General features: G+C 59.4%; 21 protein-coding genes. 9 read left to right on the top strand and 12 right to left on the bottom strand.

Annotated elements, in window-relative coordinates:
• Positions 1–10 precede the first annotated feature (10 nt).
• Positions 11–331, bottom strand: coding sequence for a MocE family 2Fe-2S type ferredoxin (locus DQN55_RS09750; RefSeq protein WP_048380413.1), 321 nt, complete (start codon positions 329–331; stop codon positions 11–13).
• 37 nt (positions 332–368) lie between these two features.
• The gene (locus DQN55_RS09745; RefSeq protein WP_048380415.1) at positions 369–1,475 is read right to left on the bottom strand and encodes a fatty acid desaturase family protein; all 1,107 of its coding nucleotides are present in this window, start codon (positions 1,473–1,475) and stop codon (positions 369–371) included.
• Between the two features lie 180 nt (positions 1,476–1,655).
• Here DQN55_RS09745 and DQN55_RS09735 point away from each other — a divergent pair, with 180 nt between their 5' ends.
• Positions 1,656–2,702, top strand: a complete 1,047-nt coding sequence (locus DQN55_RS09735) for a substrate-binding domain-containing protein (RefSeq protein WP_048380416.1) — start codon at positions 1,656–1,658, stop codon at positions 2,700–2,702.
• Positions 2,703–2,732: 30 nt separating this feature from the next.
• On the opposite strand, the gene DQN55_RS09730 is transcribed toward DQN55_RS09735, so the two are convergent.
• On the bottom strand, positions 2,733–3,764 hold the full coding sequence (locus DQN55_RS09730; RefSeq protein ID WP_048380418.1) for a LacI family DNA-binding transcriptional regulator: 1,032 nt from the start codon (positions 3,762–3,764) through the stop codon (positions 2,733–2,735).
• A 159-nt stretch (positions 3,765–3,923) separates the two neighbouring features.
• Between DQN55_RS09730 and DQN55_RS09725 the strand changes: the two genes are divergently transcribed.
• From DQN55_RS09725 to DQN55_RS09715, 3 genes are read left to right on the top strand one after another with little or no spacing between them, the layout of a single operon-like run.
• Positions 3,924–4,790 (top strand): SDR family oxidoreductase, encoded by an 867-nt coding sequence (locus DQN55_RS09725; RefSeq protein WP_048380420.1) that lies wholly within the window; start codon positions 3,924–3,926, stop codon positions 4,788–4,790.
• Positions 4,787–5,959, top strand: a complete 1,173-nt coding sequence (locus tag DQN55_RS09720; RefSeq protein WP_082150733.1) for a phytanoyl-CoA dioxygenase family protein — start codon at positions 4,787–4,789, stop codon at positions 5,957–5,959. Before DQN55_RS09725 ends, DQN55_RS09720 begins: the two co-directional genes overlap by 4 nt.
• Positions 5,960–6,019: 60 nt before the next feature.
• Positions 6,020–6,943, top strand: a complete 924-nt coding sequence (locus DQN55_RS09715; protein WP_048380422.1) for a substrate-binding domain-containing protein — start codon at positions 6,020–6,022, stop codon at positions 6,941–6,943.
• On the opposite strand, the gene nikR is transcribed toward DQN55_RS09715, so the two are convergent.
• Positions 6,922–7,347: a nickel-responsive transcriptional regulator NikR gene (gene nikR / locus DQN55_RS09710; protein WP_048380423.1), complete on the bottom strand. Its 426-nt coding sequence runs from the start codon at positions 7,345–7,347 to the stop codon at positions 6,922–6,924. The two genes, DQN55_RS09715 and nikR, sit on opposite strands and share 22 nt — an antisense overlap.
• Positions 7,348–7,437: 90 nt before the next feature.
• On the opposite strand from nikR, the gene nikA reads away from it, so the two are divergent.
• From nikA to DQN55_RS09685, 5 genes are read left to right on the top strand one after another with little or no spacing between them, the layout of a single operon-like run.
• Entirely contained in the window at positions 7,438–9,027 is a 1,590-nt protein-coding gene (nikA, locus tag DQN55_RS09705) for a nickel ABC transporter substrate-binding protein (RefSeq protein ID WP_048380425.1), read from the top strand.
• Between the two features lie 3 nt (positions 9,028–9,030).
• A complete protein-coding gene (nikB, locus tag DQN55_RS09700; protein WP_048380426.1) occupies positions 9,031–9,972 on the top strand; it encodes a nickel ABC transporter permease subunit NikB in 942 nt (313 codons plus the stop codon).
• Positions 9,969–10,814: a nickel ABC transporter permease subunit NikC gene (gene nikC / locus DQN55_RS09695; protein ID WP_048380428.1), complete on the top strand. Its 846-nt coding sequence runs from the start codon at positions 9,969–9,971 to the stop codon at positions 10,812–10,814. Before nikB ends, nikC begins: the two co-directional genes overlap by 4 nt.
• Complete coding sequence (locus tag DQN55_RS09690; RefSeq protein ID WP_048380429.1) at positions 10,811–11,584, top strand: ATP-binding cassette domain-containing protein; 774 nt, start codon at positions 10,811–10,813, stop codon at positions 11,582–11,584. The genes nikC and DQN55_RS09690 overlap by 4 nt, the downstream gene beginning before the upstream one ends.
• Positions 11,581–12,399 (top strand): ATP-binding cassette domain-containing protein, encoded by an 819-nt coding sequence (locus tag DQN55_RS09685; protein ID WP_048380431.1) that lies wholly within the window; start codon positions 11,581–11,583, stop codon positions 12,397–12,399. Before DQN55_RS09690 ends, DQN55_RS09685 begins: the two co-directional genes overlap by 4 nt.
• A gap of 127 nt (positions 12,400–12,526) precedes the next feature.
• Here DQN55_RS09685 and DQN55_RS09680 read toward each other — a convergent pair whose 3' ends face one another.
• The 8 genes from DQN55_RS09680 to DQN55_RS09645 all read right to left on the bottom strand — a co-directional run bounded on the left by DQN55_RS09680 (position 12,527) and on the right by DQN55_RS09645 (position 21,842).
• Positions 12,527–13,744, bottom strand: a complete 1,218-nt coding sequence (locus tag DQN55_RS09680) for a fumarylacetoacetate hydrolase family protein (protein ID WP_048380686.1) — start codon at positions 13,742–13,744, stop codon at positions 12,527–12,529.
• A 125-nt stretch (positions 13,745–13,869) separates the two neighbouring features.
• On the bottom strand, positions 13,870–15,453 hold the full coding sequence (locus DQN55_RS09675) for an aldehyde dehydrogenase (NADP(+)) (protein ID WP_408634586.1): 1,584 nt from the start codon (positions 15,451–15,453) through the stop codon (positions 13,870–13,872).
• Positions 15,454–15,489: 36 nt separating this feature from the next.
• Entirely contained in the window at positions 15,490–17,031 is a 1,542-nt protein-coding gene (locus DQN55_RS09670) for a UxaA family hydrolase (RefSeq protein WP_048380435.1), read from the bottom strand.
• A 435-nt stretch (positions 17,032–17,466) separates the two neighbouring features.
• Positions 17,467–18,435 (bottom strand): LysR family transcriptional regulator, encoded by a 969-nt coding sequence (locus tag DQN55_RS09665; protein WP_048380437.1) that lies wholly within the window; start codon positions 18,433–18,435, stop codon positions 17,467–17,469.
• Between the two features lie 199 nt (positions 18,436–18,634).
• Positions 18,635–19,330 (bottom strand): hypothetical protein, encoded by a 696-nt coding sequence (locus DQN55_RS09660; protein ID WP_048380439.1) that lies wholly within the window; start codon positions 19,328–19,330, stop codon positions 18,635–18,637.
• A gap of 20 nt (positions 19,331–19,350) precedes the next feature.
• Positions 19,351–20,244 carry a fumarylacetoacetate hydrolase family protein gene (locus tag DQN55_RS09655; protein ID WP_048380441.1) on the bottom strand — a complete coding sequence of 298 codons (894 nt, stop codon included), beginning with the start codon at positions 20,242–20,244 and terminating at the stop codon, positions 19,351–19,353.
• Positions 20,245–20,247: 3 nt separating this feature from the next.
• Positions 20,248–21,042, bottom strand: a complete 795-nt coding sequence (locus DQN55_RS09650; RefSeq protein ID WP_048380443.1) for a 2-keto-4-pentenoate hydratase — start codon at positions 21,040–21,042, stop codon at positions 20,248–20,250.
• 5 nt (positions 21,043–21,047) lie between these two features.
• Complete coding sequence (locus DQN55_RS09645) at positions 21,048–21,842, bottom strand: IclR family transcriptional regulator (RefSeq protein ID WP_048380445.1); 795 nt, start codon at positions 21,840–21,842, stop codon at positions 21,048–21,050.
• Positions 21,843–21,903: the final 61 nt, after the last annotated feature.

Genomic DNA, 21,903 nt, shown 5'->3' with positions numbered 1-21,903 from the left:
CTCCGCATCGTCAATTCGGGACAGCAAGCTGCAAGCGCCCGGCCTCGACCCGCACCGGATAGGTCTTGAGGTTCACACACACCGGAGCCCCCAGGGCTTTGCCGGAACGGTAATCAAAACGCCCGTTATGCTTGGGACACTCGATGACATGCTCCATGACCAGTCCATCGGCCAGGTGGATCGATTCGTGGGTACATAATCCGGCCGTGGCGTAAAACTCACTGTCAGCCGAGCGGTAGACGGCATAGGTCTGCTGGCCATGGTCAAAGCGCATGACATCTTCTTCATCTATATCGTCCACGGCGCAAACATCGATCCAGAGTTCGGTCATGAGAGTTCTCTCTTTTTGTTGTAGAGGCAGACAGTGATCAGCTGGCGGTGGCCTGGGATTGCGCCGGAGCGACTGACTCGGCTGCTTGTCTCACCGGGCGACGCACAAACCAGGCCGGGTCTTTTTGCTGCTTCAGGATCGTCGGAATGATTTCCTTGAAGGCTGCAAACAAGCTCGGATAAGGCGGTGGGCAATCGCTGCGGATTTCTTCATGCAACTGCGCCAGCGCGTGATAAGGCACCATCGGAAACATGTGATGTTCAAGGTGATAGTTCATGTTCATGTAGACAAAACGCAGCAATGGATTCATGTAAATCGTGCGGCAGTTGGTGCGATGGTCCAGTGAGTCCTCGGCCAGGCCGACATGCTGTGACAGGCCGAACAGGTAGGACAACCACTCGCCATAGAGACTCGGCAAACCGATAAACATCAACGGCAGCCAGCTCTGCAGGTACAGCGACAGCCCGATCACAGCGGCGTATATCGCCAGCCAGATGCGCGCCGTGCGTATCACTTTCGGCCATTCGGACTCGGGAATATAGGTCTTCTCTTCCTCATCCATGCGTCCCGCAGCATGGATAAAGACCGCGCGCAAGGTGTTGCAGGTGTTCGGCAGTTTTACCAGGCTCATTGCCATGCGCAGCAGGCTTGGCGGACGCGGCTCGACGATCTCGGGGTCACTGCCCACCACAATGGTGTCTGTGTGGTGGCGGGTGTGGCTCCAGCGTTTGACATGGGGCTCGAACAGGCACATGAAACTGGCGACCTGATACACCACCTCGTTCATCCAGCGGGTCTTGAAAGCCGTACCGTGACCCATTTCATGCCAAAGGGCATTGGACATCGTGCCGTACAGCACACCGTACACCAGGAAGAAGGGAACACAGGCCCAGGAGCCCCAGAACCAGTAACCGCCAAAGCCGGTCACGGCCAGCGCGGCGAGCCAGAGTGCCGTATCCCGCAGGGCCGGTCCGTCGCGACGTTGCATCAGTTCTTTGAGACGTTTACGGGAAATCGGGCATTGATACCACTGGCCTGAAACCAGGCCTTTTTCCAGGGCTTTGGCGGCCTCTGGCCCCGTCAGTGAATAGTCCCGGCGCCGGGCCGAAGATGGCATGTCGTGAGCGGCATTTGATTGGGGCATACAACGTTCTCCGCAAGCTGATTGTTGTTGGAACTTGCTTCGATGCAGGAACACATCGCTGGGAAAAATATAGGGAGCACGGCCTCTGCCCTCAAGGCCTTGATTAGATTCACTATCAAGCTATCATCCAGCCCCAGCGCGGCTTGAGAGTTTTCTATCAAGCGCTTCAAGGGGCTCACCATGAACAAGAACAAACGCCCGACCATTGCTACTGTCGCCGCCCAGGCAGGACTGAGTGTCGCCACCGTAGACCGGGTGCTCAATGCCCGCGCACCGGTCAATCCCGACACGGCCGAGCAGGTCTTTCAGGCCGCCGAAAAGGTCGGCTATTTTGCAGCTCGCCTGATCGGCCAGCGCATCCGCGAACGACGCCCCTCCTACCGCTTCGGCATCCTGTTGCTGGGAACTGCCCAGGCGTTCTACGGCAACCTGGCCACGGCCATTACGGCTGCCGCGCAGCGTCACGCCGGGGCCAATCTGAGCTGCCATTACGCGTATGTTTTTGACCGCACACCCAGTGCCATCGTCGCGCAAATCGAGCAATTGGCCGTGCAATACGATGGGCTGGCCGTGGTCAGTTTTTCGCACCCGCTGATCAATGCCGCCATTGCCCAGATCCGCGAAGCCGGGGTGCCGGTAGTGGCGCTGCTGTCCGACATCCACGAGCAAGGTCTTGAACCTTATGTCGGCCAGGACAATCACCAGGTCGGCCGTACCATGGGCTGGCTGCTGGCCCATACCAGCAACCCGCGCAAGGGTTGCGTCGGGGTCTTGCTGGGCGGCCATCGTTTTCTGGGGCATCAGGCCCGACTTGAAGGGTTGCGCAGTTATCTGGCGCAGCACGCGCCGGGGTTGCGACTGCTCGATGCCATGATCAATCTCGACAACAACGATGTGACCGAGGAAGCCGCATTGGAACTGCTGGCCCGCTACACAGACTTGCGCGGCCTGTGTGTGGTGGGTGGCGGTGGCGACGGGATCATCAGCGCATTGGCGCAACTGCCCGAGCGGCCCGGGCTGTGCAGCATCCTGCTGGAGTCGACGGCTCTGTCGCATCAAGCGCTGAAACAAGGGCTGATCAGCCTGGTCGTGGACTCTCAGCCGACGTTGATCGCGGTCGCGCTAATCGATTTGATGGTTGAACTGCAAACCTCCCCGGACTTCGACCCCGCCCGGCATCGAATCCATATCCCCTTGCAGATCGTCACTTGTGAGAACGCGGTCTGACGTGCCCTGCACAGAGAGGGCAACCGCCTGCTACTCGTGTTGCGGCAGGTTAAACGGCGTCACGATTTGCACCGGGGATGAAGGAATCGGACCAGGTTTCCAAAGCCGATGAAACTGCAAGATGTGCAAGAACACATGCCGGGCATCGACGTTGAGGTTGTGGTCGATGATCGCGGCGATTTTTTCTTCGACCAGCAATTGACGGTTTTCCTGATCCAGGTCGTGGCCGATAAAAACCTCCAGAGGCCGATTCAAGGCTGCGAAGGCATCGACAATCGCCCGATTGCCACCGCCCACGCTGTACACCGCTTTCAGACCCGGGTGTGCCTCGAGCGCCTGGGACACACGCTCAAAGGTCGGTTCATACACCCCAAGCCCTTCGCTGATGTCGAGTACCCGCAGGTGCGGCGCTCGTAACCGCAACCACATGCGAAACCCCATTTCACGCTCCTCTTCACCGCGAAAGCGTTCACTGCTGATGACCACCGCAACCTCTTGTGCTGCCGGATCCAGCCAGCGCGAGAGCAGGTACGCCGCAGTTTGCCCGGCGTTACGGTTGTCCATGCCAACGTAAGCGATGCGCTCACTCTGAGGTAGATCGGTGACCAGAGTCACCACCGGAATCCCTGCCGCCATCAACTGGTTGACCGCCCGATTGATCTGCGGCTCATCCGCTGCCTTGAGCACAACTCCCTGGCTGCCTTTTTCGGCGCACCGTACAAGCACGTCGTGCATCTGTTGCGGCTCGATGTTTTCGAACAAATGGAAGCGCGGAGAAATCCGGAACGGCGCCATGCTTCCCAACTGCGCCGTAATCGCGGCCTGCACGGCCTGACTGAAACGTCGGGGCGTGTGCATGATCACGTCGACATGGAACGTACGCCCCACAGCCAGACCATTTTTCTCCTGGGTTTCCAACTCGTCCAGTGCCTGCTCGATGCGCCGCCGGGTCTGGTAGTGAACACTGCCGCGCTGATGCAACACGCGATCCACCGTGGCTTTACTGACCCCTGCCTGAGTGGCGATTTGCTTGATCGAAAAATGCTTGGCACGAGTCAGCATAAAAATTATGGCACCTGGAAAGTTGAGTCGCGGACTGAGGTTTTCTTGAGGTCTTTTTGGGCCTTCTTGAGGTTTTTGCAATGCTAGTCTCGGTCTCACGCGCTGTATAGCCGAACCCTTCAGCCCCCCACACAACAATAAAAACCGCAGGAGAGTCTTATGTCCGAAGCCGATATCGCAGCCTCGTTCACCGGTCAATATTTCGTCGTCACCGGCAGCACCCAAGGCCTGGGCGCGGCCGTGGCGCACACCCTTGCGCGGCGTGGAGCCGCTGGCCTGATTATCTGCGGGCGCAGCCGCGACAAAGGCGCGGATCAGGTTCGGCAATTGCAGCAACTCGATTGCCAGGCCTTTTTTGTCGAAGCCGACATGGAACGTGTCGAAGACTGCCGCGCAGTGATCGATGCCGCCCGCCAGCATTTCGGCACGCTGCACGGTCTGGTCAACTGCGCTGGCATGTCCGACCGCGGCACCATTCTCGACACGTCCCCGGAACTGTTCGACCGTCTCTTCGCAGTCAACGTCCGGGCGCCGTTTTTTTTGATCCAGGAAGCACTCAAGTTGATGATCAGCCAGGACGTGGAAGGCGCGATCGTCAATATCCAGAGCATCACGGCTCATGGCGGGCAATCGTTTCTTTCGGCTTATGCCGCCTCCAAGGGGGCGTTGGCGATCCTGACCAGAAACGTCGCGTTCAGCACTCTGCGCAATCGTATTCGGGTCAACGGGTTGAACATCGGCTGGATGGACACGCCCCACGAAGACCAGATCCAGCGTCAGTACCACGACGCACAGGATGGCTGGCTTGCCACCACGGAACAGGCTCAGCCTTTCGGGCGCCTGCTCAAGCCGGAAGAAGTCGCGCGCAGCGTGGCGTTCTTGCTGTCCCGCGAATCCGGAATGATGACCGGCACGGTAATTGACCTGGAGCAAGGCGTCATCGGTTGCGGTGACGGCACCGCTCCGCGACCGGATGCAGCACTGAGCCTGACCGGTGCGGAAGTCAGCTCGGGAGCACGGCCATGAATCTGCAGACCTCCATGGCTTGCACGTTTACCCGGGAAAGCGCTGTAGCACTGGCTGACTTTGCCGCACTCTGTGAACAAACGGTCAACGCAACGGATTACCCGCATTGCACTGAAGTGCAGCGCAATGTAGTGATTTATCATGCTGACTCCCTGCATGAAGCCTTGCGCAGTGACCCCAGACCACTGATGGCCGAACTGCACCAATTGTTCCGCCAGGGTCCGGGGGTGATGGTGGTGCGTCAGGGTTACAGTGACCCGGACGTGGTCGATCGGCACAGTCAGGTGTTCAATGCCATTTTTGCCCAGCAAGACCAGGCCGGTCATGCCGCTGACCACTTCGCCAGGGCCGGAACCAATGGCCGCATCTGGAACTCGCTGCAAAAGGCGGCGGTGCACTCCCCCGAGTCGTTTATCGAGTACTACGCCAATCCGCTGATCGGGCTGATTGCCGAGTCCTGGCTGGGTCCCCACTTCCAGACCACGGCTCAAGTCAATGTGGTGCATCCTGGCGGGCGCGCACAGCAACCCCACCGCGACTACCCTCTTGGCTTCCAGACGGTGGATGAGGTGGAACGCTTTCCGCTGCCATTGCACGTGCTGTCGCAATACCTGACCCTGCAGGGCGCAGTGGCCCATACCGACATGCCGCTGGAGACCGGACCGACTTTACTGCTGCCGTTTTCACAGCAGTACGACCTGGGTTATCTGGCCTGGCGCCGTACCGAATTCATCGACTACTTCCATCAACACGCCGTGCAACTGCCTCTGCACAAGGGTGACTTGCTGTTTTTCAACCCGGCGCTGTTTCATGCCGCGGGCAATAACATCACCCCTGATCAGCACCGCATGGCCAACCTGCTGCAAATCTCTTCGGCATTTGGCAAACCGATGGAAAGCCTGGATCGCGACCGCATGATGCAAGCGCTCTATCCGGTACTGCTCAAGCGGCTGGCGCACAACGAGCTGGATGCTCAAGGACTGGCAGCAGTGATTGCCACGGCGGCTGACGGCTATTCCTTTCCTACCAACCTCGACACCGACCCGCCCTTGCAGGGCCTGGCACCGCAGACCGGGCAGCAGTTGATGCTCGAAGCCCTGGCCCAACGCTGGCCATTCGAAACCTTTGTCCAGCACGTGAACCTGATGCGCCGCAAGCGTCAGGCCTGACAGCTGCACCCTTCATGTTCCAACGGTTAACCAGAACAACAACAAAACAGGACTGAAACCATGAAGAAAACACTGTATGCCTTGCTTCTGAGTGCCGTTATCGCCCCTTGGGCAATGGCGGATGTTCGTATCGGTGTCAGCATTGCCCAGGTCGATGATGTGTTCCTGGCGCAAATGCGCGAATACATGGCAGCCCATGCCAAGCAACTGCAGGGCGTCAACCTGCAGTTCGAGGACGCTCAGGGTGATGTGGTGCGCCAGTTGAATCAGGTGCAGAACTTCACCAGCCAGGGGGTTGACGCGATCATCGTCAACCCGGTGGACACGGCCGCCACGCAAAAAATCACTTACGACGCTCTGAGCGCGAAGATCCCGCTGGTGTATGTCAATCGTCGTCCCGACCAGCCCGAGCTGCCTCAAGGCATCGGCTATGTCGGGTCCGATGAGGTCAAGGCGGGAGAAATGCAGATGCAATACCTGGCCGAAAAAATGGGTGGCAAGGGCAACCTGGCAATCATGCTCGGCCTGCTCTCCAACAACGCCACCCACAATCGCACCCTGGGTGTGAAAACAGTGCTGAAAAACTACCCGGACATCAAGGTGGTCGAAGAGCAAACCGCCGAGTGGCAACGCAGCAAGGCCATGGACCTGATGAATAACTGGATTTTGTCCGGCAAGAAAATCGATGCTGTGGCGGCCAATGCCGATGAAATGGCCATTGGTGCGGCAATGGCTATCGCCCAGTCCGGAATGACCCCGGGCAAGGACATCCTGATTGGCGGCAGCGATGGTGGTCCGGCGGGACTGGAGGCCGTCAAGAAGGACCAGTTGCTGGTCACCGTGTATCAGGACAACAAAGCCCAGGCCGTCGGCTCCATTGATCTGGCATTGAAAATGATCAAGAAAGAGCCCTACACCGCTGAGGTCACCATTCCTTACCAACTGATCACCAAGGACAACTATCAGGCGTTCTTGAACCCTTGAGCCGCACCATCCAGCGGGATGATCTGCGCGTTGCCATGCCGGACCCCGCGTTCGGCCATCACGTGACGCGCCAGTTCCGACACCTCACCGACGGTGCCCTTGAGCACCGACACCTCCATGCACTTGCCCTGATCGAGATGCACATGCAGTGTCGACAGGGTCAGGTCATGGTGTTCGTGGAAGGCCGTATTCAAGCGTTTGGACAACTCCCGAGTGCCGTGGTCATAGACATAGCTCAAGGTGGCGACGCAGCTGCCATCGGGATCGCCCTGCTCAGGCTCCAGCAGCCCGGTCCGCAATAAATCGCGGATGGCCTCGGAGCGGCCCTGATAGCCATGGAGCCCCACGCGCTCGTCAATCGCCGCCAGCAACGCCTCGTCCAGCGAAATTGTGACCCTCTGCATCTCATCCGCCTCGCAGTTATGAACTTTTGACATAGACTTCATACCCACGACCTGAATAGGCCAATAGCCATCAATCGCGGGGACCGCAGTGTGAAGCACTCAAGGACGAAAAAACAGCTCGCCTCATGGATGATTGGAGCCTGCCTCAGTGCCGGCATTTCCACAGCCCATTGCGCCGAGGCGGTGCCGCCGACTGAAGACCCTGTCCTCACCTACTCCTGGCCGACCAATGCCGGACCGCTGGATCCCCGGGGGTATTCACCCAATCAGATGTACGCCCAGGCCATGGTCTATGAACCGTTGGTGCGCTACACCGCCGAGGGTTCGTTGCAACCCTGGCTCGCCACCCAATGGGACGTGTCGCCGGATGGCAAGACTTACACGTTCACCTTGCGCGATGGCGTGACCTTCAGCGATGGCAGCCCTTTCAATGCTGCTGCGGCCAAGGCCAATCTTGACGCTGTACTGGCCAACAGCAAGCGCCACCAATGGATGGAGCTGGTCTCCACGCTGGAGCGTATTGAAGCACCGGACGCACGCACACTGCGGCTGGTGCTGAAACATCCTTATTACCCGACCCTGATGGAGCTGGCACAAGTCCGGCCATTGCGTTTCGGGGCCCCCGATGCCAAACCTGGCGCCCCTGCAGGAACCGGCCCCTGGAAACTGGTGCAAACCCGTCGGGGCGAATACGACCGTTTCGAACGCAACGAGCAGTACTGGGGCCCCAAACCGGCCTACGGTTCAGTGCTGGTGAAGGTCATTTCCGATCCGGACAGCCGTGCCATTGCCTTGCAAACCGGCGAGCTGGACCTGATCCAGGGCGCTGACGGTGAAATATCACCCGGCACTTTTGTTCGCCTGCGTGACTCGGGCTTCAAGACCGCCATCTCGGCGCCCCTGGCCACTCGGCTGGTGGCCATGAACACGGATCTGGCCCCGACCCGCGAGCTGGCTGTGCGTCAGGCAATCAATCAGGCCGTCGACAAGGACACCCTTATCGCCAAAGTCCTGCATGGCCTGGAGCCGCGAGCCGATACGTTGTTTGCCAACAACCTGCCGTATACCGACCTGGGCCTCAAGGCGTTGCCCTTCGACCCCGAGCACGCCCGACAAACTCTTGATGCGGCTGGCTGGAAAACCCCCTCAGGCAATGGCATCCGTCACAAGGACGGCCAGCCACTGCGCATCGAACTGGTGTTTCTGGGTACCAGTGCGCTGCAGAAAAACCTGGCCGAAATCCTCCAGGGTGAACTGGCCAAAGTCGGTATCGACGTGAGGTTGCGGGCCGAGGAAGACGGGGGCCTGGTGCAACGCCAGCGTGAGGGGCGTTTCGGCATGATCTTCGCGGATACCTGGGGGGCACCATATGATCCACACTCGTTTGTCAGCTCCATGCGCTATGCCGGGCATGCCGATTACATGGCCCAGCGCGGGCTGCCGATGAAAGAGGCCATCGACCGCAAGATCGCCGACGTGCTGGCCCAGACTGACGAATCACAGCGCGCCGAAGGTTACCGAGAGATCCTCACCACCCTGCACGAGCAGGCGGTGTACCTGCCGATTTCCCACCTGACAGCCATCAGTGTCAGCCGCCCGGGCGTCGATAACGTTCAGTTCGGCAGCACGCTGTTCGATGTGCCGTTTGAAGTCATGCGACCTGCCAACGGGAAACCCTGAGCCATGCTTCGATATATTGCTTTGCGTCTGATCCTGTTGATCCCGGTCCTGCTTGGGGTGTCGCTGATCGTGTTCATCCTGTTGCACCTGGGCAATGGCGACCCCGCGCTGGACTACCTGCGCCTGTCGCAGATCCCGCCGACTGACGCCGCGCTGGCCGAGGCGCGGCATGCGCTGGGGCTTGATCGGCCCCTGCCCGAGCAGTATGTGACCTGGCTCTGGAACGCCATGCACCTGGACTTTGGCACTTCATACGTGACAGGCCGCCCGGTACTGGACGACCTGCTGTATTACTTGCCCGCCACGCTGCAGTTGGGCGCTCTGGCACTCCTCGCCACCTTGTTGTTCAGCATCCCGCTGGGCCTGGCCGCCGCACGCTGGAAAGGTCGCTGGCCCGACCAAGTGGTGCGTTTCATCACCTTTATCGGGGTGTCGATGCCCAATTTCTGGCTGGCGTTTCTCCTGATCGCCCTGTTCTCCCTGTGGCTGGGCTGGTTGCCGCCCATGGGCCGTGGGGGTGCATCGCATTGGGTGATGCCGGTCCTGGCCATCGCACTGATGTCGATGTCGATCAATGCCCGCCTGCTGCGGGCCAGTCTGCTGGACGTGCGTCAGCACCGGCATGTGTTCTATGCCAGGGCCCGAGGCCTGAATGAACGGAGGGTATGGCGCGACCATATCCTGCGCAACGCCTGGATGCCACTGGTCACCGCGACCGGCATGCACATCGGCGAGTTGCTGGGAGGCGCACTGGTGATCGAAACCATATTCGCCTGGCCCGGTATCGGTCGCTTTGCCGTCAGCGCGGTACTCAACCGCGACTTCCCGGTGATGCAGTGCTTTACCTTGCTGCTCACCACACTGCTGGTGCTGTGCAACCTGGTGGTGGACATCTGCTACGCCTGGCTTGATCCACGTACACGTCTCTCGGGGGTGATGGCATGACTGTCTTGACTGCGGCCAGACCGGCCGCATTGCGCGGGCTGCGCATTGGTTATGTGCTGGTCGGCCTGCTGCTGGTGCTGGCTCTGTTCGGCCCTTGGCTCGCCCCTTATGACGCAACGCTGGTCAACCTGAATGAACGCCTGTTGCCCGCCAGTGCCGCCCACTGGCTGGGTACCGACCACCTGGGGCGAGATGTGCTTTCACGCCTGATCGTCGGCACTCAATTGTCACTGGGCAGTGTCGTGCTGGTGCTGGGGCTGGTATTGGTGCTGGGAGTCGTCATTGGCGGCATTGCCGGGATCATCGGCGGTAAGGTCGACATGCTCCTGATGCGCCTGTGCGACATGTTCCTGACCTTCCCCACGCTGGTGCTGGCGTTTTTCCTGATTGCCCTGCTGGGAACCGGCCTGACCAACGTCATCATCGCCATCGCACTGTCGCACTGGGCCTGGTACGCACGAATGGTCCGCGGCATGGTCCTCGCGCAGCGCAACCGTGATTATGTGCTGGCTTCCCGGCTGGCCGGCGCATCCCGCCTGACCCGCCTGCGCCATCACGTCATGCCCAGCGTCGTCGGGCAATTGCTGGTACTGGCATCGATGGATATCGGCCACATGATGCTGCACGTCTCGGGACTGTCCTTCCTCGGCCTTGGCGTGAGTCCGCCCACCCCCGAGTGGGGTGTGATGATCAACGATGCCAAGGAATTCATCTGGACACAGCCACAGCTATTGCTGTGGCCCGGCTTGATGATTTTTATCTCGGTCATGGCTTTCAACCTGCTGGGCGACGCCTTGCGCGACCGGCTGGACCCCAGTGTACTGGCGGAGATCAAGGAATGAAGCAAACACTGAGCATCCAGGGCCTGAGTCTAAAACATCAGCACCACATCCTCGTCGACCGGCTAGACCTGACCGTCCGTGCCGGTCAGGTGCATGCACTGGTGGGCGCCAGCGGCTCGGGGAAGTCCCTGAGTTGCCTGGGCATACTCGACCTGTTGCCACCCGGTGTTCACTGCAGTGCAGGTACGTTATTGCTCGACGGGCAACCGGTTCAACCCGCTCGACTGCGGGGCCGCGAAGTGGCACTGGTACTGCAAAACCCGCGCAGCGCATTCAACCCGGTGCGCTCACTGCGCCAGCATGCCCTCGAGACACTTGAGACGCGGGGTGTGCGAGGAGCCCAAGCCCACGCGTTGATTGCCGCCACCTTGCACGAAGTCGGCCTCCACGACGCACAACGAATCCTCGATTCCTTTGCTTTCCAGCTCAGCGGCGGGATGCTGCAACGGTTGATGATTGCGCTTGCCCTGCTCGCCGACAGCCACTTTTTGCTGGCCGACGAACCCACCAGCGACCTGGACGTTGTAGCTCAGGCACGCTTTCTCGATCTGCTGGAGCGGCTGGTAAAACAACGTCATTTGGGTGTGTTGCTGATCACCCATGACATGGGCGTCGTCGCACGCTGCGCCGATCAGGTGAGCGTCATGGCCCAGGGCCGAATCGTTGAACAGACCGATGTGCATACCCTGTTCAACTCGCCGCGCAGCCAAGAGGCACACACGCTTCTGGCTGCGCACCACGCCTTGACCCGAGAGGTCTGCACGCCATGAGCCTTATTCAAGTCAGTAACCTCAGCCACGGTTATGCCGCGGGTGGGCTGTTCAGTAAACGGCATCGAGTACAGGTACTGCGGCATTTGAGTCTCGAGCTGCATGCCGGTCAAAGCCTCGGCCTGCTGGGAGGCAGCGGCAGCGGTAAAAGCACTCTGGCCCGTCTGCTGATGGGGCTTGAGACCGCCGACGAGGGCAGCATTCATTTCAACGGGCACGTTTTGCAGGGCCTTAACCCCCTGTTTTTGCAACAGGTGCAGATGGTCTTCCAGGACGCCATCAGCGCCTTCAATCCCCAGCGCAGCATTGGCTGGAGCATTGCCGAACCCTTGCGCCACCTCTCGCAGCTGAATGCAGAGTCGTGCAAAGCCCGGGTTGAACAGCTGCTGCAGCAGGTCAGCCTCGTGGCCAGCGACATCGACAAACTGCCAGCACAACTCAGCGGCGGCCAACTGCAACGAGCCGGGATCGCCAGAGCTCTGGCCGTCGGCCCGCAACTGATTATTCTCGATGAGGCTTTATCCAACCTTGATCGCGTGCTGCAGGTTCAGATCCTTGATCTCCTGGCGGACGTGCGACGTGAGTCCGGCACGGCATTCTTATTGATTACCCATGACTTGAGCCTTGTACAACGCTTTTGCCAGCGAGTGGTGGTTTTGGCTGATGGCAGCCTGGTGGAAGACCAGGCAGTAACCGCGCAGATGCGCTTCACACACCCGACGGCGCGAGCGCTTCAAGACGCCATGCTACCGGCCATGCCCAAAGCCCGTCCCCCTCGGTCCGCTCAACAAAGCGCCGTGCACAGCGAAGCTTGAAACTGCCGGAGCAGTCCTGGCCGACTGCTCCTTTAACCCAGTCAACGAGGCTCATCCCGGCACACTTCAGCAAACACTTCCGTGATGGGTTTGCGCGGGAAGCGTTTTCCCTGGCGCAGCGACCGGTTCAGGGCTGGCGCGCAGCTGTTGCAACTTCCAGCAGACCGCGGCGGCCGAGACTATCGATCAGCGAACGCAAACCAAACGCCCACTGTGACGCCTGATCGCTGGTGGTAACGCGGTTGCACAGAGTACCCAGCAGCGAGTTGCTGATGCTCACTACATCGCCCAGCTTATGGGTAAAGCCGTTGCCGGGCTGGTCGCGGTCCTGATTGGGAGCGAACAGGGTACCGAGAAACAACACCAGTCCGTCTGGGTATTGATGATTTTCGTTGATCGTTTGCTGCACCAGGTCCTGGGGGTCACGGCTGATCTGTCGCATGGAACTGCGGCCGGAGAGAATGAAACCGTCCTCGCCTTCAACCTTCAGGTCTACCTCCGCGTTGCGTACATCCTGCAGGCAGAAGCTTTCGTCGAACAAGCGAAGCAACGGGCCTAACGCAGTAGACGCGTTATTGTCCTTGGCCTTCGACAACAGCAAGGCGCTGCGACCTTCGAAGTCGCGCAGGTTGACGTCGTTACCGAGCATGGCGCCCTTGATTCGGCCATCGCTCGACACCGCCAGCACCACTTCCGGCTCAGGATTGTTCCAGCTCGACTTGGGGTGTAGACCGATGTCCGCACCGTAGCCCACTGCCGACAGCGGCTGGGCTTTAGTGAACACCTCGGCATCGGGGCCAATACCGACTTCCAGGTATTGGGACCACAATCCCTGTTCAACCAGAACCTTACGCAGCGCTTCAGCCTGGGCTGAGCCTGGTACGATCTGCGATAGGTCCGCGCCAATACGCTTGGCCAGTGACTCACGGACAGCATCGGCTTTGGCAGGATCACCCTTGGCCTGCTCTTCCACCACACGTTCCAGCAAACTGGTGGCGAAAGTCACACCGGCAGCCTTCACTGCTTGAAGGTCGATGGGAGCCAGCAGCCACGGCTGGCGGGGGTCGCGCTGAACCGGATCGCTATTGTTCAACAACCTCGGCAGCCCGATCAACGGCTCGGCCAGCGGCAAGCCCTGCAGGTAGGCCACCGGGTCGGCCACTTCCAGCAGGGCCGAAACGGTCGCCACATGGCTGCTGATATCGTGTACAGCGCCGGCCCTCACGAATACCACCGCAGGTCCCAGGTCCGGTAGCCAGACCCGCCCTACCCAGCTGCCAGTGTCGAATATGCTTGCATCGTAGTTCAATTGCAGCGGTGAATTGGAGTTCGATCGTTCAGTCATCTGGGTACCCTTACTGTCATTCATTGGAAACTGCCGGCAACTTCAACTGCCATGCGAGAGACGGAGGGCTGCCAGCGTCACGGCACGGGCCGATGGTGCTGGGAGCCATACTCACGTCAATCAGCTCAGGGCTGCAGTGCTGCAGTGCTGGGGATACCGTCGATCAAACGCGGGAGATCCAGTGGGTTGGCGTTCTTCAGCGCGTCAGGCAGCAGCGCGTCGGGTACGTTCTGGTAGCACACCGGGCGCAGAAAACGGTCGATGGCCAGGGTGCCAACCGACGTGCCGCGTGCATCGGAGGTTGCCGGGTACGGGCCGCCATGCACCATCGCATCGCACACCTCCACGCCGGTAGGGTAACCGTTGACCAGCACCCGGCCGACCTTCCCTTCCAACACTTCTAACAGTTGGGCAAAAGTCGGCAGATCCTGCTCATCGGCCAGCAATGTCGCCGTCAGCTGGCCGCGCAGGGCACTCACGGCGCGCAGCAGTTCGGCGTCGTCCGCCACCTGGATGACAACGGTGCACGGGCCGAACACTTCCTCCTGCAACAGCTCGTCCTGTTCCAGCAGCAGACTCACGTCGGCGCCGAATAGTTGCGGTTGCGCCTGGTTGCCGGTCTGAGCCTGGCCGCTCAAGTGCTGGATGCCCGGATGCGCGAGCAACGCTTGCAGACCCTTGCTATAGCTGGTCAGGGTACCGGCATTGAGCATGGTCTGCGGTGCCTGCTCAGCCAGGTGCCCGCCCAGTTGCTCGATGAATGCAGTGAAGGTTGCTGAGCGGATACCCAGCACCAGGCCCGGGTTGGTGCAGAACTGGCCACAGCCCTGCACCACCGACCCTGCCAGCTCTTTGGCGATTTGCGTGCCACGGTTCGCCAGCGCCTGGGGCAGTACCAGCACCGGATTGATGCTCGACATTTCGGCGAACACCGGAATCGGTTGCGGCCGTGCGGCGGCCATATCGCACAGTGCACGCCCGCCCTTGAGCGAGCCGGTGAAGCCTACGGCTTGAATGCCAGGGTGTTTGACCAGTGCCTCGCCGACACCGGCACCAAAGATCATGTTGAACACACCAGCCGGCATCTCGGTTTTTTCAGCAGCGCGGTGCAGGGCTTCAGCTACTTTTTCTGCCGTAGCCATGTGCCCGCTGTGGGCCTTGAACACCACCGGACAACCCGCTGCCAGGGCCGCTGCGGTATCGCCACCTGCCGTGGAAAAGGCTAGCGGGAAGTTGCTGGCGCCAAACACGGCCACAGGCCCTACACCAATGCGGTACTGGCGCAGGTCCGGGCGCGGCAGCGGCGTACGCGCAGGCATTGCCTGATCGATGCGCGCCCCGTAAAAGTCGCCCCGGCGCAGCACCTTGGCAAACAGACGCATCTGCCCGCTGGTACGACCGCGCTCACCCTGGATGCGCGCACTTGGCAACGCGGTTTCCTGGCAGGTTAAAGCGACGAACGCATCGCCCAGGCCGTCCAGTTCGTCGGCAATAGCCTCGAGAAACTCGGCACGACGCACCGCAGGCAAGTTGCGATACGTTGGGAACGCCGCCGTTGCAGCGCTCACTGCCTGGTCGACCTCGGCCAACGTCGCCTGATGGAAACCACCCGGCAGGCGTTCGCCAGTGTGTGCATCGACGCTATAGACCAGTGTGTCGCCCAGTGCGCTGCGCTGACCAGCGATAAAGTTGTATCCGGAAAGTGGCATGTGCATATCGCCTCGAAAAAGGGTGGGAAGGTTCGATTAGGTCACGGCGCCAATCTGCCAGGGCACGAACTCGTTCTGCCCATAGCCGTGTTGTTCGCTCTTGCTGCGCTCGCCTGAGGCGATGCGCAGCATCTCTTCAAAGATGTAGGCACCGCATTGCTCGATGCTGATGCTGCCGTCGGCAATCCCGCCGCAGTTCACGTCCATGTCTTCCTGCTGGTGCTCGAACACGCGGTTGTTGGTGGCCAGCTTGATCGAGGGGGCCGGCGCGCAGCCGTAGGCTGAGCCGCGCCCAGTAGTGAAAGCGATCAGGTTGGCGCCACCGGCAACCTGACCGGTGGCCGAGACAGGGTCGTAGCCGGGGGTGTCCATGAACACCAAGCCCTTTGCAGTCACTGCCTGGGCATATTCGTACACGTCCACCAGGTTGCTGGAGCCGGCCTTGGCCACGGCGCCCAGCGATTTTTCCAGGATGGTGGTGAGGCCACCGGCCTTGTTGCCCGCCGACGGGTTGTTGTTCAGTTCGGCATTCATGCGCTGGCAGTAGGCTTCCCACCAGTGGATCCGGGCAATGAGCTTTTCGCCCACTGCCTGGTTGACTGCACGGCGCGTCAACAGGTGCTCGGCGCCGTAGATTTCCGGGGTCTCGGACAGGATCGCAGTACCTCCCGCCGCTACTAGGCGGTCCACCGCATTACCCAGTGCGGGGTTGGCGGTGATACCCGAGTAGCCGTCGGAGCCGCCGCATTGCAGGCCGACGACAAGATGCCGTGCGCTAACCGTCTCGCGCTGCACCTGGTTGGCCTGGGTCAGCAAGGCCTTGACCTGCTCGATCCCCGCCGCGATGGTCTTGGAGGTGCCGCCCACTTCCTGAATGCTGAAGGTGCGCAGCTGTGCGCTTGCCGTGAGGCCTTGAGTTTGCAGCAGGCTTTCGATCTGGTTGGTCTCGCAACCCAGACCGATGATCAGCACCGCAGCAAAATTGGGGTGCACCGCATAGCCGCCTAGAGTGCGGCGTAACAGGCCCAGCGACTCACCCGCCGGGTCGACCGCGCAACCGGCACCATGGGTCAGCGCCACCACGCCATCCACATTGGGGAAGGCAGCGAGAGCGTCAGGGTGGATGTCACGGCGAAAATGATCGGCAACGGCACGGGCCACGGTAGCCGAGCAGTTCACCGAGGTGAGAATGCCCACATAGTTACGCGTCGCCACTCGCCCGTCGGCACGCACGATGCCTTGAAAGAAGGCCTCGCTGGCGGGACTGGCGTGCACATCGGTACCAAAGGCGTAGTCACGGGTGAAGTCGCCCATCTGTACGTTGTGCACATGCACATGCTCGCCGATCTCAATGGCCTGCGAGGCAAAACCGATGATCTGCCCGTAGCGGCGCAAGGGCTGGCCTTGTTCTACCCGTTCGGTGGCAACCTTGTGGCCCGATGGGATCGGCTGGCGTACGGTGATACCATCGACGTCCAAGTACTGGCCTTCCGCCAGGGCCTCCCGGGCAATGACCACGTTGTCCTGCAGGTTGAGACGGATGACGGCAGGGCCGCCAGATTTGGCTATCAGTTGCATAGAACCTCTCAGGGCGTCGCGGCTGATTTTTTGTTATGTCGTGCCTGGCACATTGCAGGGCGAACTTACGACTACTTTAAGAAGTCATGCAAAACATTCCCAATGATATAATTTGATCGCCCGATAACTTTAACGCATTAAAAAAAACATTAAGATCCGCTTCCATCCACCATAAAACCTTACTCCAAAAAAACGACATACCCACCTGACTGGAGTTATCACACAGCACTAATACAAGCGTGTAAAACTTCAATTACCACTCAGCCTTTAATATTAAACAACGCTCAGTAGCACTGCGCAGGCGCAGACAATATAAAGACTGGGCAACAGGAAAAAGCCAAGGTTCCAATCCCCGTAAAACTTACTTGGCTGTAGACGCTTGCAAGCACCGTCCTGTTATTACCGATATGAAACAAGCACAGGCCTGGCACACAATCATCGACCCTCTGCCGTGCTTTGCTCTTCGCGCCGGTTCCAGACGCCTTCCCGTAAAATATCAACGAACGCTCGGGCTGGGGCACTCAGCGACTCATCCTTACGGGTGACCACGCCATACTCCAGCGCCGGGAGGTACAAAGGGCTGTGCAAAGCCTTGAGTTGACCGCTGGCCAGCTGGGTAGCAACCATCGAACGCGGCAACATGGCGATCATCGGCGCCGATTGCAGCAGTTGCAGAAACATCGGCATCGAGATGGTTTCTACACTGTCGGCAGGCGTGGATATTCCGGCAACTCGGAACGCCTGCTCCAGGCGGTCACGAATCGGCGTGCCTACCGGGTACAGTACCCACGGCCAATCGCCCAGCGTCGACAGTGGTGTACTGACCAACTGGCTCAGCGGGTGGTCGTTGTTAACTACCAGACAGAATGGTTCGGGTTCAAGTGGCTGGTAGTTAAACATCTGGCTGAAGCGATCCTCAGTAAAGCGGCCAATCATGATGTCGAGCCTGTTCTGCTCCAGCATGGTCAGCAGGTGATCGCTAGAGTGCTCCACCACTTCGATCGACAGCAACGGACTGCGAGCCTTGATGGCAGCAATGGCCTGCGGCAGCACCAATGCAGTAGCGGCAAAAATTCCACCGACACGTATAAGGCCGTGCCCGCCCTTGCGCAGGCGGTTTACCTGATCAACGAACTGTTGTGATTCTGCCAGCACACTCTGGGCGTAACGCACCACATAGTCACCCAACTCGGTGGGCGGCATACTACGGGACAGGCGCTCGAACAAGGCAAACCCGAACTGATCCTCGAGGTCTCGCAGCATCTTGCTCAACGCTGGCTGACTGAGGCTCATACTCGTGGCGGCGGTGTGCATGTTGCGGGTGCGTGCCAGGGTATCGATCAGCACCAAATGCTTATAGCGAATCCCGTTGCAAAAATTGGAATGGGTCATGTCCGGTGGCATCAGCAACAGCTCTCTGGTAGATGAAAGAACGAGTGGCACTGTGCCGACAAGTTACGCACCAACCTGGTAAAGATAGCGTCGCGCATGGTCGAGAAATGCAAGCGCGCTTGAAGCCAAACCCGTGAGGCTTGGCAAAGCGCACTCGGATTAAAAACGCCCAGGCATTGCTTGCGTTATCAATACAGGCCAGCGCCACCCATCAACCCGCGCTGACAGATGTCTTGCAGCGGGTATATTCCAGTTGATAAAGCGTGGTGCCGAGCGGCTGCAAAGGGTTGCCCAGCAGATTGCCAAGCTCCGCCACCAGGCGCTCTCTGGCATGTCCTACATAATCAGCGGCGCAGCCTTCGACCATGATGACCCAGGACGGAATTTCAGTGCCTTGCGATCGAGCCTTCTTCTCCGCAGTCTCGACCTTGCTGACAGCTTCATCTGCCGTACAGAAATGGACACCCGTGATCCCTTGTGCTTCGGTCAGCGGCGGCAACACTCGATCGCGCAACGCTTGCACAACCTCCGTGTAGCGCTCGGCGGTGACATCGAAGCGGACGGTCACCAGGTAAGCACCATGGCCTACGCCAGCGGTGTAATGCACATCACAAATCGATCGGGCGACATTTCGGTATGACTGTACGACCTTCTGTGTCCAAGCTGTTGGAGCGTTGAGGCGAGCCAGATAATCCGGTCCTCCTAGCACATGGACAGAGTCGGCCTCGTAGAGGTTGAAATAGACAGGCCCTGTATCCAGCGCTATGTACCGCCGTCCACGCTGGAAGCCTGGAATACCCAAGCGTTCGGGCATGTGCTCACGATTATGCCACTCATAAAACTCATCCCGCGCCTCGGGGAGAAGATCATGCCAAATTGCAACGACACCCGTTCCTGCAAAACTCATACGTCTTCCTCCAGTCGGCATCAATCAACGTTAGGGTAACGACCAGCAGCCCAGGCTGCGCCCATTTCCGGGACATAAGGCACTACCATCTGAGACTGCTCTCCCAGGCCCGCGCCCCCAACGCGCATGACGTCCCCCGCCTTGAGAAACACATGCGGGTTCTGGCCCAGTCCGACGCCCGGCGGTGTCCCAGTGATAATTACGTCGCCCGGCAGGAGCGGCATGAAACGGCTCAGATAAGAGACGATGTGCGCAACGCTGAAGATCATCGTCCGGGTGTTACCGTTCTGAAAGCGCTTGCCGTTGACTTCAAGCCAAAGATCGAGATTCTGCGGATCGGCAATTTCATCGCGGGTCACCAGCCAGGGGCCCAGCGGCGCAAAGGAAAAACCGCTCTTGCCCTTGGTCCACTGACCTTCGTACTCAAGTTGATAGGCCCTTTCGGAAACATCGTTGGCCAGGCAGTAACCGGCAACGTGATCCAGCGCCCTGCTCTCCTCGATGTGCCAGGCCGGAGAACCGATCACAATGGCCAGCTCAACTTCCCAGTCGAGTTTCTTCGCATCGCCTGGCAGGATTACAGGGTCGTTGGCACCACTGATGGATCCAGTGTGCTTGTTGAACACCACGGGCTGACTCGGTATGGGCGTGTTGGTTTCAGCGGCGTGGTCAGAATAGTTGAGGCCAATACAGATCAGGTTCGGGACATTGCCTACACACGGGCCCAGACGTGTTCCAGGCACCACCAGCGGCAGACTCTCAGTGTCGATGCCACGCAGTTTCTCGATACTGGCCGGCGACAGCGCCGCCGCGTCAATATCATCGACGATGCCAGAGAGATCCCTGACCCGTCCTTGAGCATCCAAAATTCCAGGCAGCTCTTGTCCTGGCAGACCGAAACGAACCAAGCGCATATGTTACTCCTCAAGAGTTGAGAAAAAGACAGGCAATGATCCTGCCTCGCCGAACTGAATATCCAGCGGCTGGTGAGTGGGAACTTCTAGAACACCTGCATACGAGCCCGTGATCACGACCTGATCTGCTTGCAGATCGATTCCACGTGCAGAAAGAAAATTCGCGAGCCAGACGATTGGCAACACGGGGTCCTGATCCGGATGAGCTCCGCAAATGCTCACAGGCTCGACACCGGGATGCCTCAGCGTCACTTCGAGACAAACGGGCAGATTGTTTGAGCCCAGCGAAATGGCCTGAGGGCCCAGGACAAGACCATGGTTGAAAAGCCCATCAGCCAGTAGTTGCTCGAACGTAACCTTGTGAGGATCGGTATAACGACAGTCGATTACCTCAAGTGAAAGGTGTACCTGACTGATCGAGCGAAGAATGTCGTCGGCCGTATAAGGCGCCGAGCGTGCAGGCAGATCCGATCCTAGTACGCAAGCGAGCTCAGGCTCGATTCGCACGGTAGAGGTCGCAAAGTTCAGCGGGTAGTGATTGGAGCGCACGATGTCGTCGATGTAGATCGGTGCGACTATCCACTTGCCAGGCTTGGGCAGTGCGCATTTCCAGCCGCCCACTTTCTTCCCGGCCAGCAAGCCTACCTGTTGCTGTATCTCAAAGCCTTGCTCCAGACTCAACAAATCATCACATGACAGAGCGTCTAACCGACTGCCCGTTTGACGCGCACGCACGAGTTCAGCGGCGGCTTGCATGATGGTTGATTCAGCCATACCGGCGAATGGGGTCTGATCCATCACAGTCACCCCTGGACACTCGCTTGTCGAGGCCATACCGTGCCGAGCTTGTTCGCAGCATCATTTAGCAGTGCGTGCAATTCGGCGTAGCGATCCGGATGCATGCGCATGACCGGCCCTGCAATACTCATGGTTCCGACCACGGCGCCGGACGAAATCAATTTCACCGGCACCGCAATGGCCCAGACCCCGGCCTCGGCCTCTTCCACTACCAGTCCATAACCGCGCGCTCTGGTCGCTGCCAGTTCAGGCAACAAGCGTTCAATACTATTGATAGCTCGCGGACCTTTTCCGGCACCCTGGTCTTTACCCAAGCCACTGCGTATAGCAATCTCGACGGCTTGCTCATCAGGCATCGATGCAAGCCAGGCCTTGCCGTTGGCCGTTGTATAGAGATTGATGGGCTGATCCATGGCTGGCGAATACATCAACCCTGGCGCGGCGCCTTGGGCCGAAGCAAGCCATGACAGACCGTTCTCGCATACGACAGTCAGACGTACCAGCTCGTGGGATATAGAAGCTACATTTTCAATGATGGGCTGAACCAGCTCAGGCAAACCAATGCCATTCAGATAGCGTTGCCCCAGAAGCGCCAGCTTGAGTGTCAGACGGTACTGGGATGTCGCTTCATCCTGCTCGATCCACCCTTGCTCCACCAACTGAGCAAGCACACGGTGTGCCGGCCCTTTCTCCATGCCCAGCTCAGCGGCAATATCGGACATTCGCATCCAGCGGGCTTCTCGGGCCAATAATTCAATGGCCTCCAGGCAGCGGTCAACAGCACCTTTAACGACTCTCATGGGATTTTTCTCGACTGGTAATCAACAGCGGCACATGTTTGGTTACGCCGTTCTACTTGGA

This window comes from Pseudomonas taetrolens (genome assembly GCF_900475285.1).
GTDB lineage: Bacteria > Pseudomonadota > Gammaproteobacteria > Pseudomonadales > Pseudomonadaceae > Aquipseudomonas > Aquipseudomonas taetrolens.
Note: the sequence above shows the minus strand (reverse complement) of the source record. Positions and strands in the feature narration are given on the sequence as shown.

Bases quoted from the DNA above. Each gene is read 5' to 3' on its own strand.
- DQN55_RS09690 (WP_048380429.1), top strand. From the start codon at position 10,811: ATGAAGCAAACACTGAGCATCCAGGGCCTGAGTCTAAAACATCAGCAC.
- DQN55_RS09650 (WP_048380443.1), bottom strand. From the start codon at position 21,042: ATGGATCAGACCCCATTCGCCGGTATGGCTGAATCAACCATCATGCAA.
- DQN55_RS09720 (WP_082150733.1), top strand. From the start codon at position 4,787: ATGAATCTGCAGACCTCCATGGCTTGCACGTTTACCCGGGAAAGCGCT.
- DQN55_RS09730 (WP_048380418.1), bottom strand. From the start codon at position 3,764: ATGCTGACTCGTGCCAAGCATTTTTCGATCAAGCAAATCGCCACTCAG.
- DQN55_RS09715 (WP_048380422.1), top strand. From the start codon at position 6,020: ATGAAGAAAACACTGTATGCCTTGCTTCTGAGTGCCGTTATCGCCCCT.
- DQN55_RS09655 (WP_048380441.1), bottom strand. From the start codon at position 20,244: ATGCGCTTGGTTCGTTTCGGTCTGCCAGGACAAGAGCTGCCTGGAATT.
- DQN55_RS09725 (WP_048380420.1), top strand. From the start codon at position 3,924: ATGTCCGAAGCCGATATCGCAGCCTCGTTCACCGGTCAATATTTCGTC.
- DQN55_RS09680 (WP_048380686.1), bottom strand. From the start codon at position 13,744: ATGACTGAACGATCGAACTCCAATTCACCGCTGCAATTGAACTACGAT.
- nikB (WP_048380426.1), top strand. From the start codon at position 9,031: ATGCTTCGATATATTGCTTTGCGTCTGATCCTGTTGATCCCGGTCCTG.
- DQN55_RS09665 (WP_048380437.1), bottom strand. From the start codon at position 18,435: ATGCCACCGGACATGACCCATTCCAATTTTTGCAACGGGATTCGCTAT.
- nikR (WP_048380423.1), bottom strand. From the start codon at position 7,347: ATGCAGAGGGTCACAATTTCGCTGGACGAGGCGTTGCTGGCGGCGATT.
- DQN55_RS09675 (WP_408634586.1), bottom strand. From the start codon at position 15,453: ATGCCACTTTCCGGATACAACTTTATCGCTGGTCAGCGCAGCGCACTG.
- DQN55_RS09670 (WP_048380435.1), bottom strand. From the start codon at position 17,031: ATGCAACTGATAGCCAAATCTGGCGGCCCTGCCGTCATCCGTCTCAAC.
- DQN55_RS09735 (WP_048380416.1), top strand. From the start codon at position 1,656: ATGAACAAGAACAAACGCCCGACCATTGCTACTGTCGCCGCCCAGGCA.
- DQN55_RS09745 (WP_048380415.1), bottom strand. From the start codon at position 1,475: ATGCCCCAATCAAATGCCGCTCACGACATGCCATCTTCGGCCCGGCGC.
- DQN55_RS09685 (WP_048380431.1), top strand. From the start codon at position 11,581: ATGAGCCTTATTCAAGTCAGTAACCTCAGCCACGGTTATGCCGCGGGT.
- nikC (WP_048380428.1), top strand. From the start codon at position 9,969: ATGACTGTCTTGACTGCGGCCAGACCGGCCGCATTGCGCGGGCTGCGC.
- DQN55_RS09660 (WP_048380439.1), bottom strand. From the start codon at position 19,330: ATGAGTTTTGCAGGAACGGGTGTCGTTGCAATTTGGCATGATCTTCTC.
- DQN55_RS09645 (WP_048380445.1), bottom strand. From the start codon at position 21,842: ATGAGAGTCGTTAAAGGTGCTGTTGACCGCTGCCTGGAGGCCATTGAA.
- DQN55_RS09750 (WP_048380413.1), bottom strand. From the start codon at position 331: ATGACCGAACTCTGGATCGATGTTTGCGCCGTGGACGATATAGATGAA.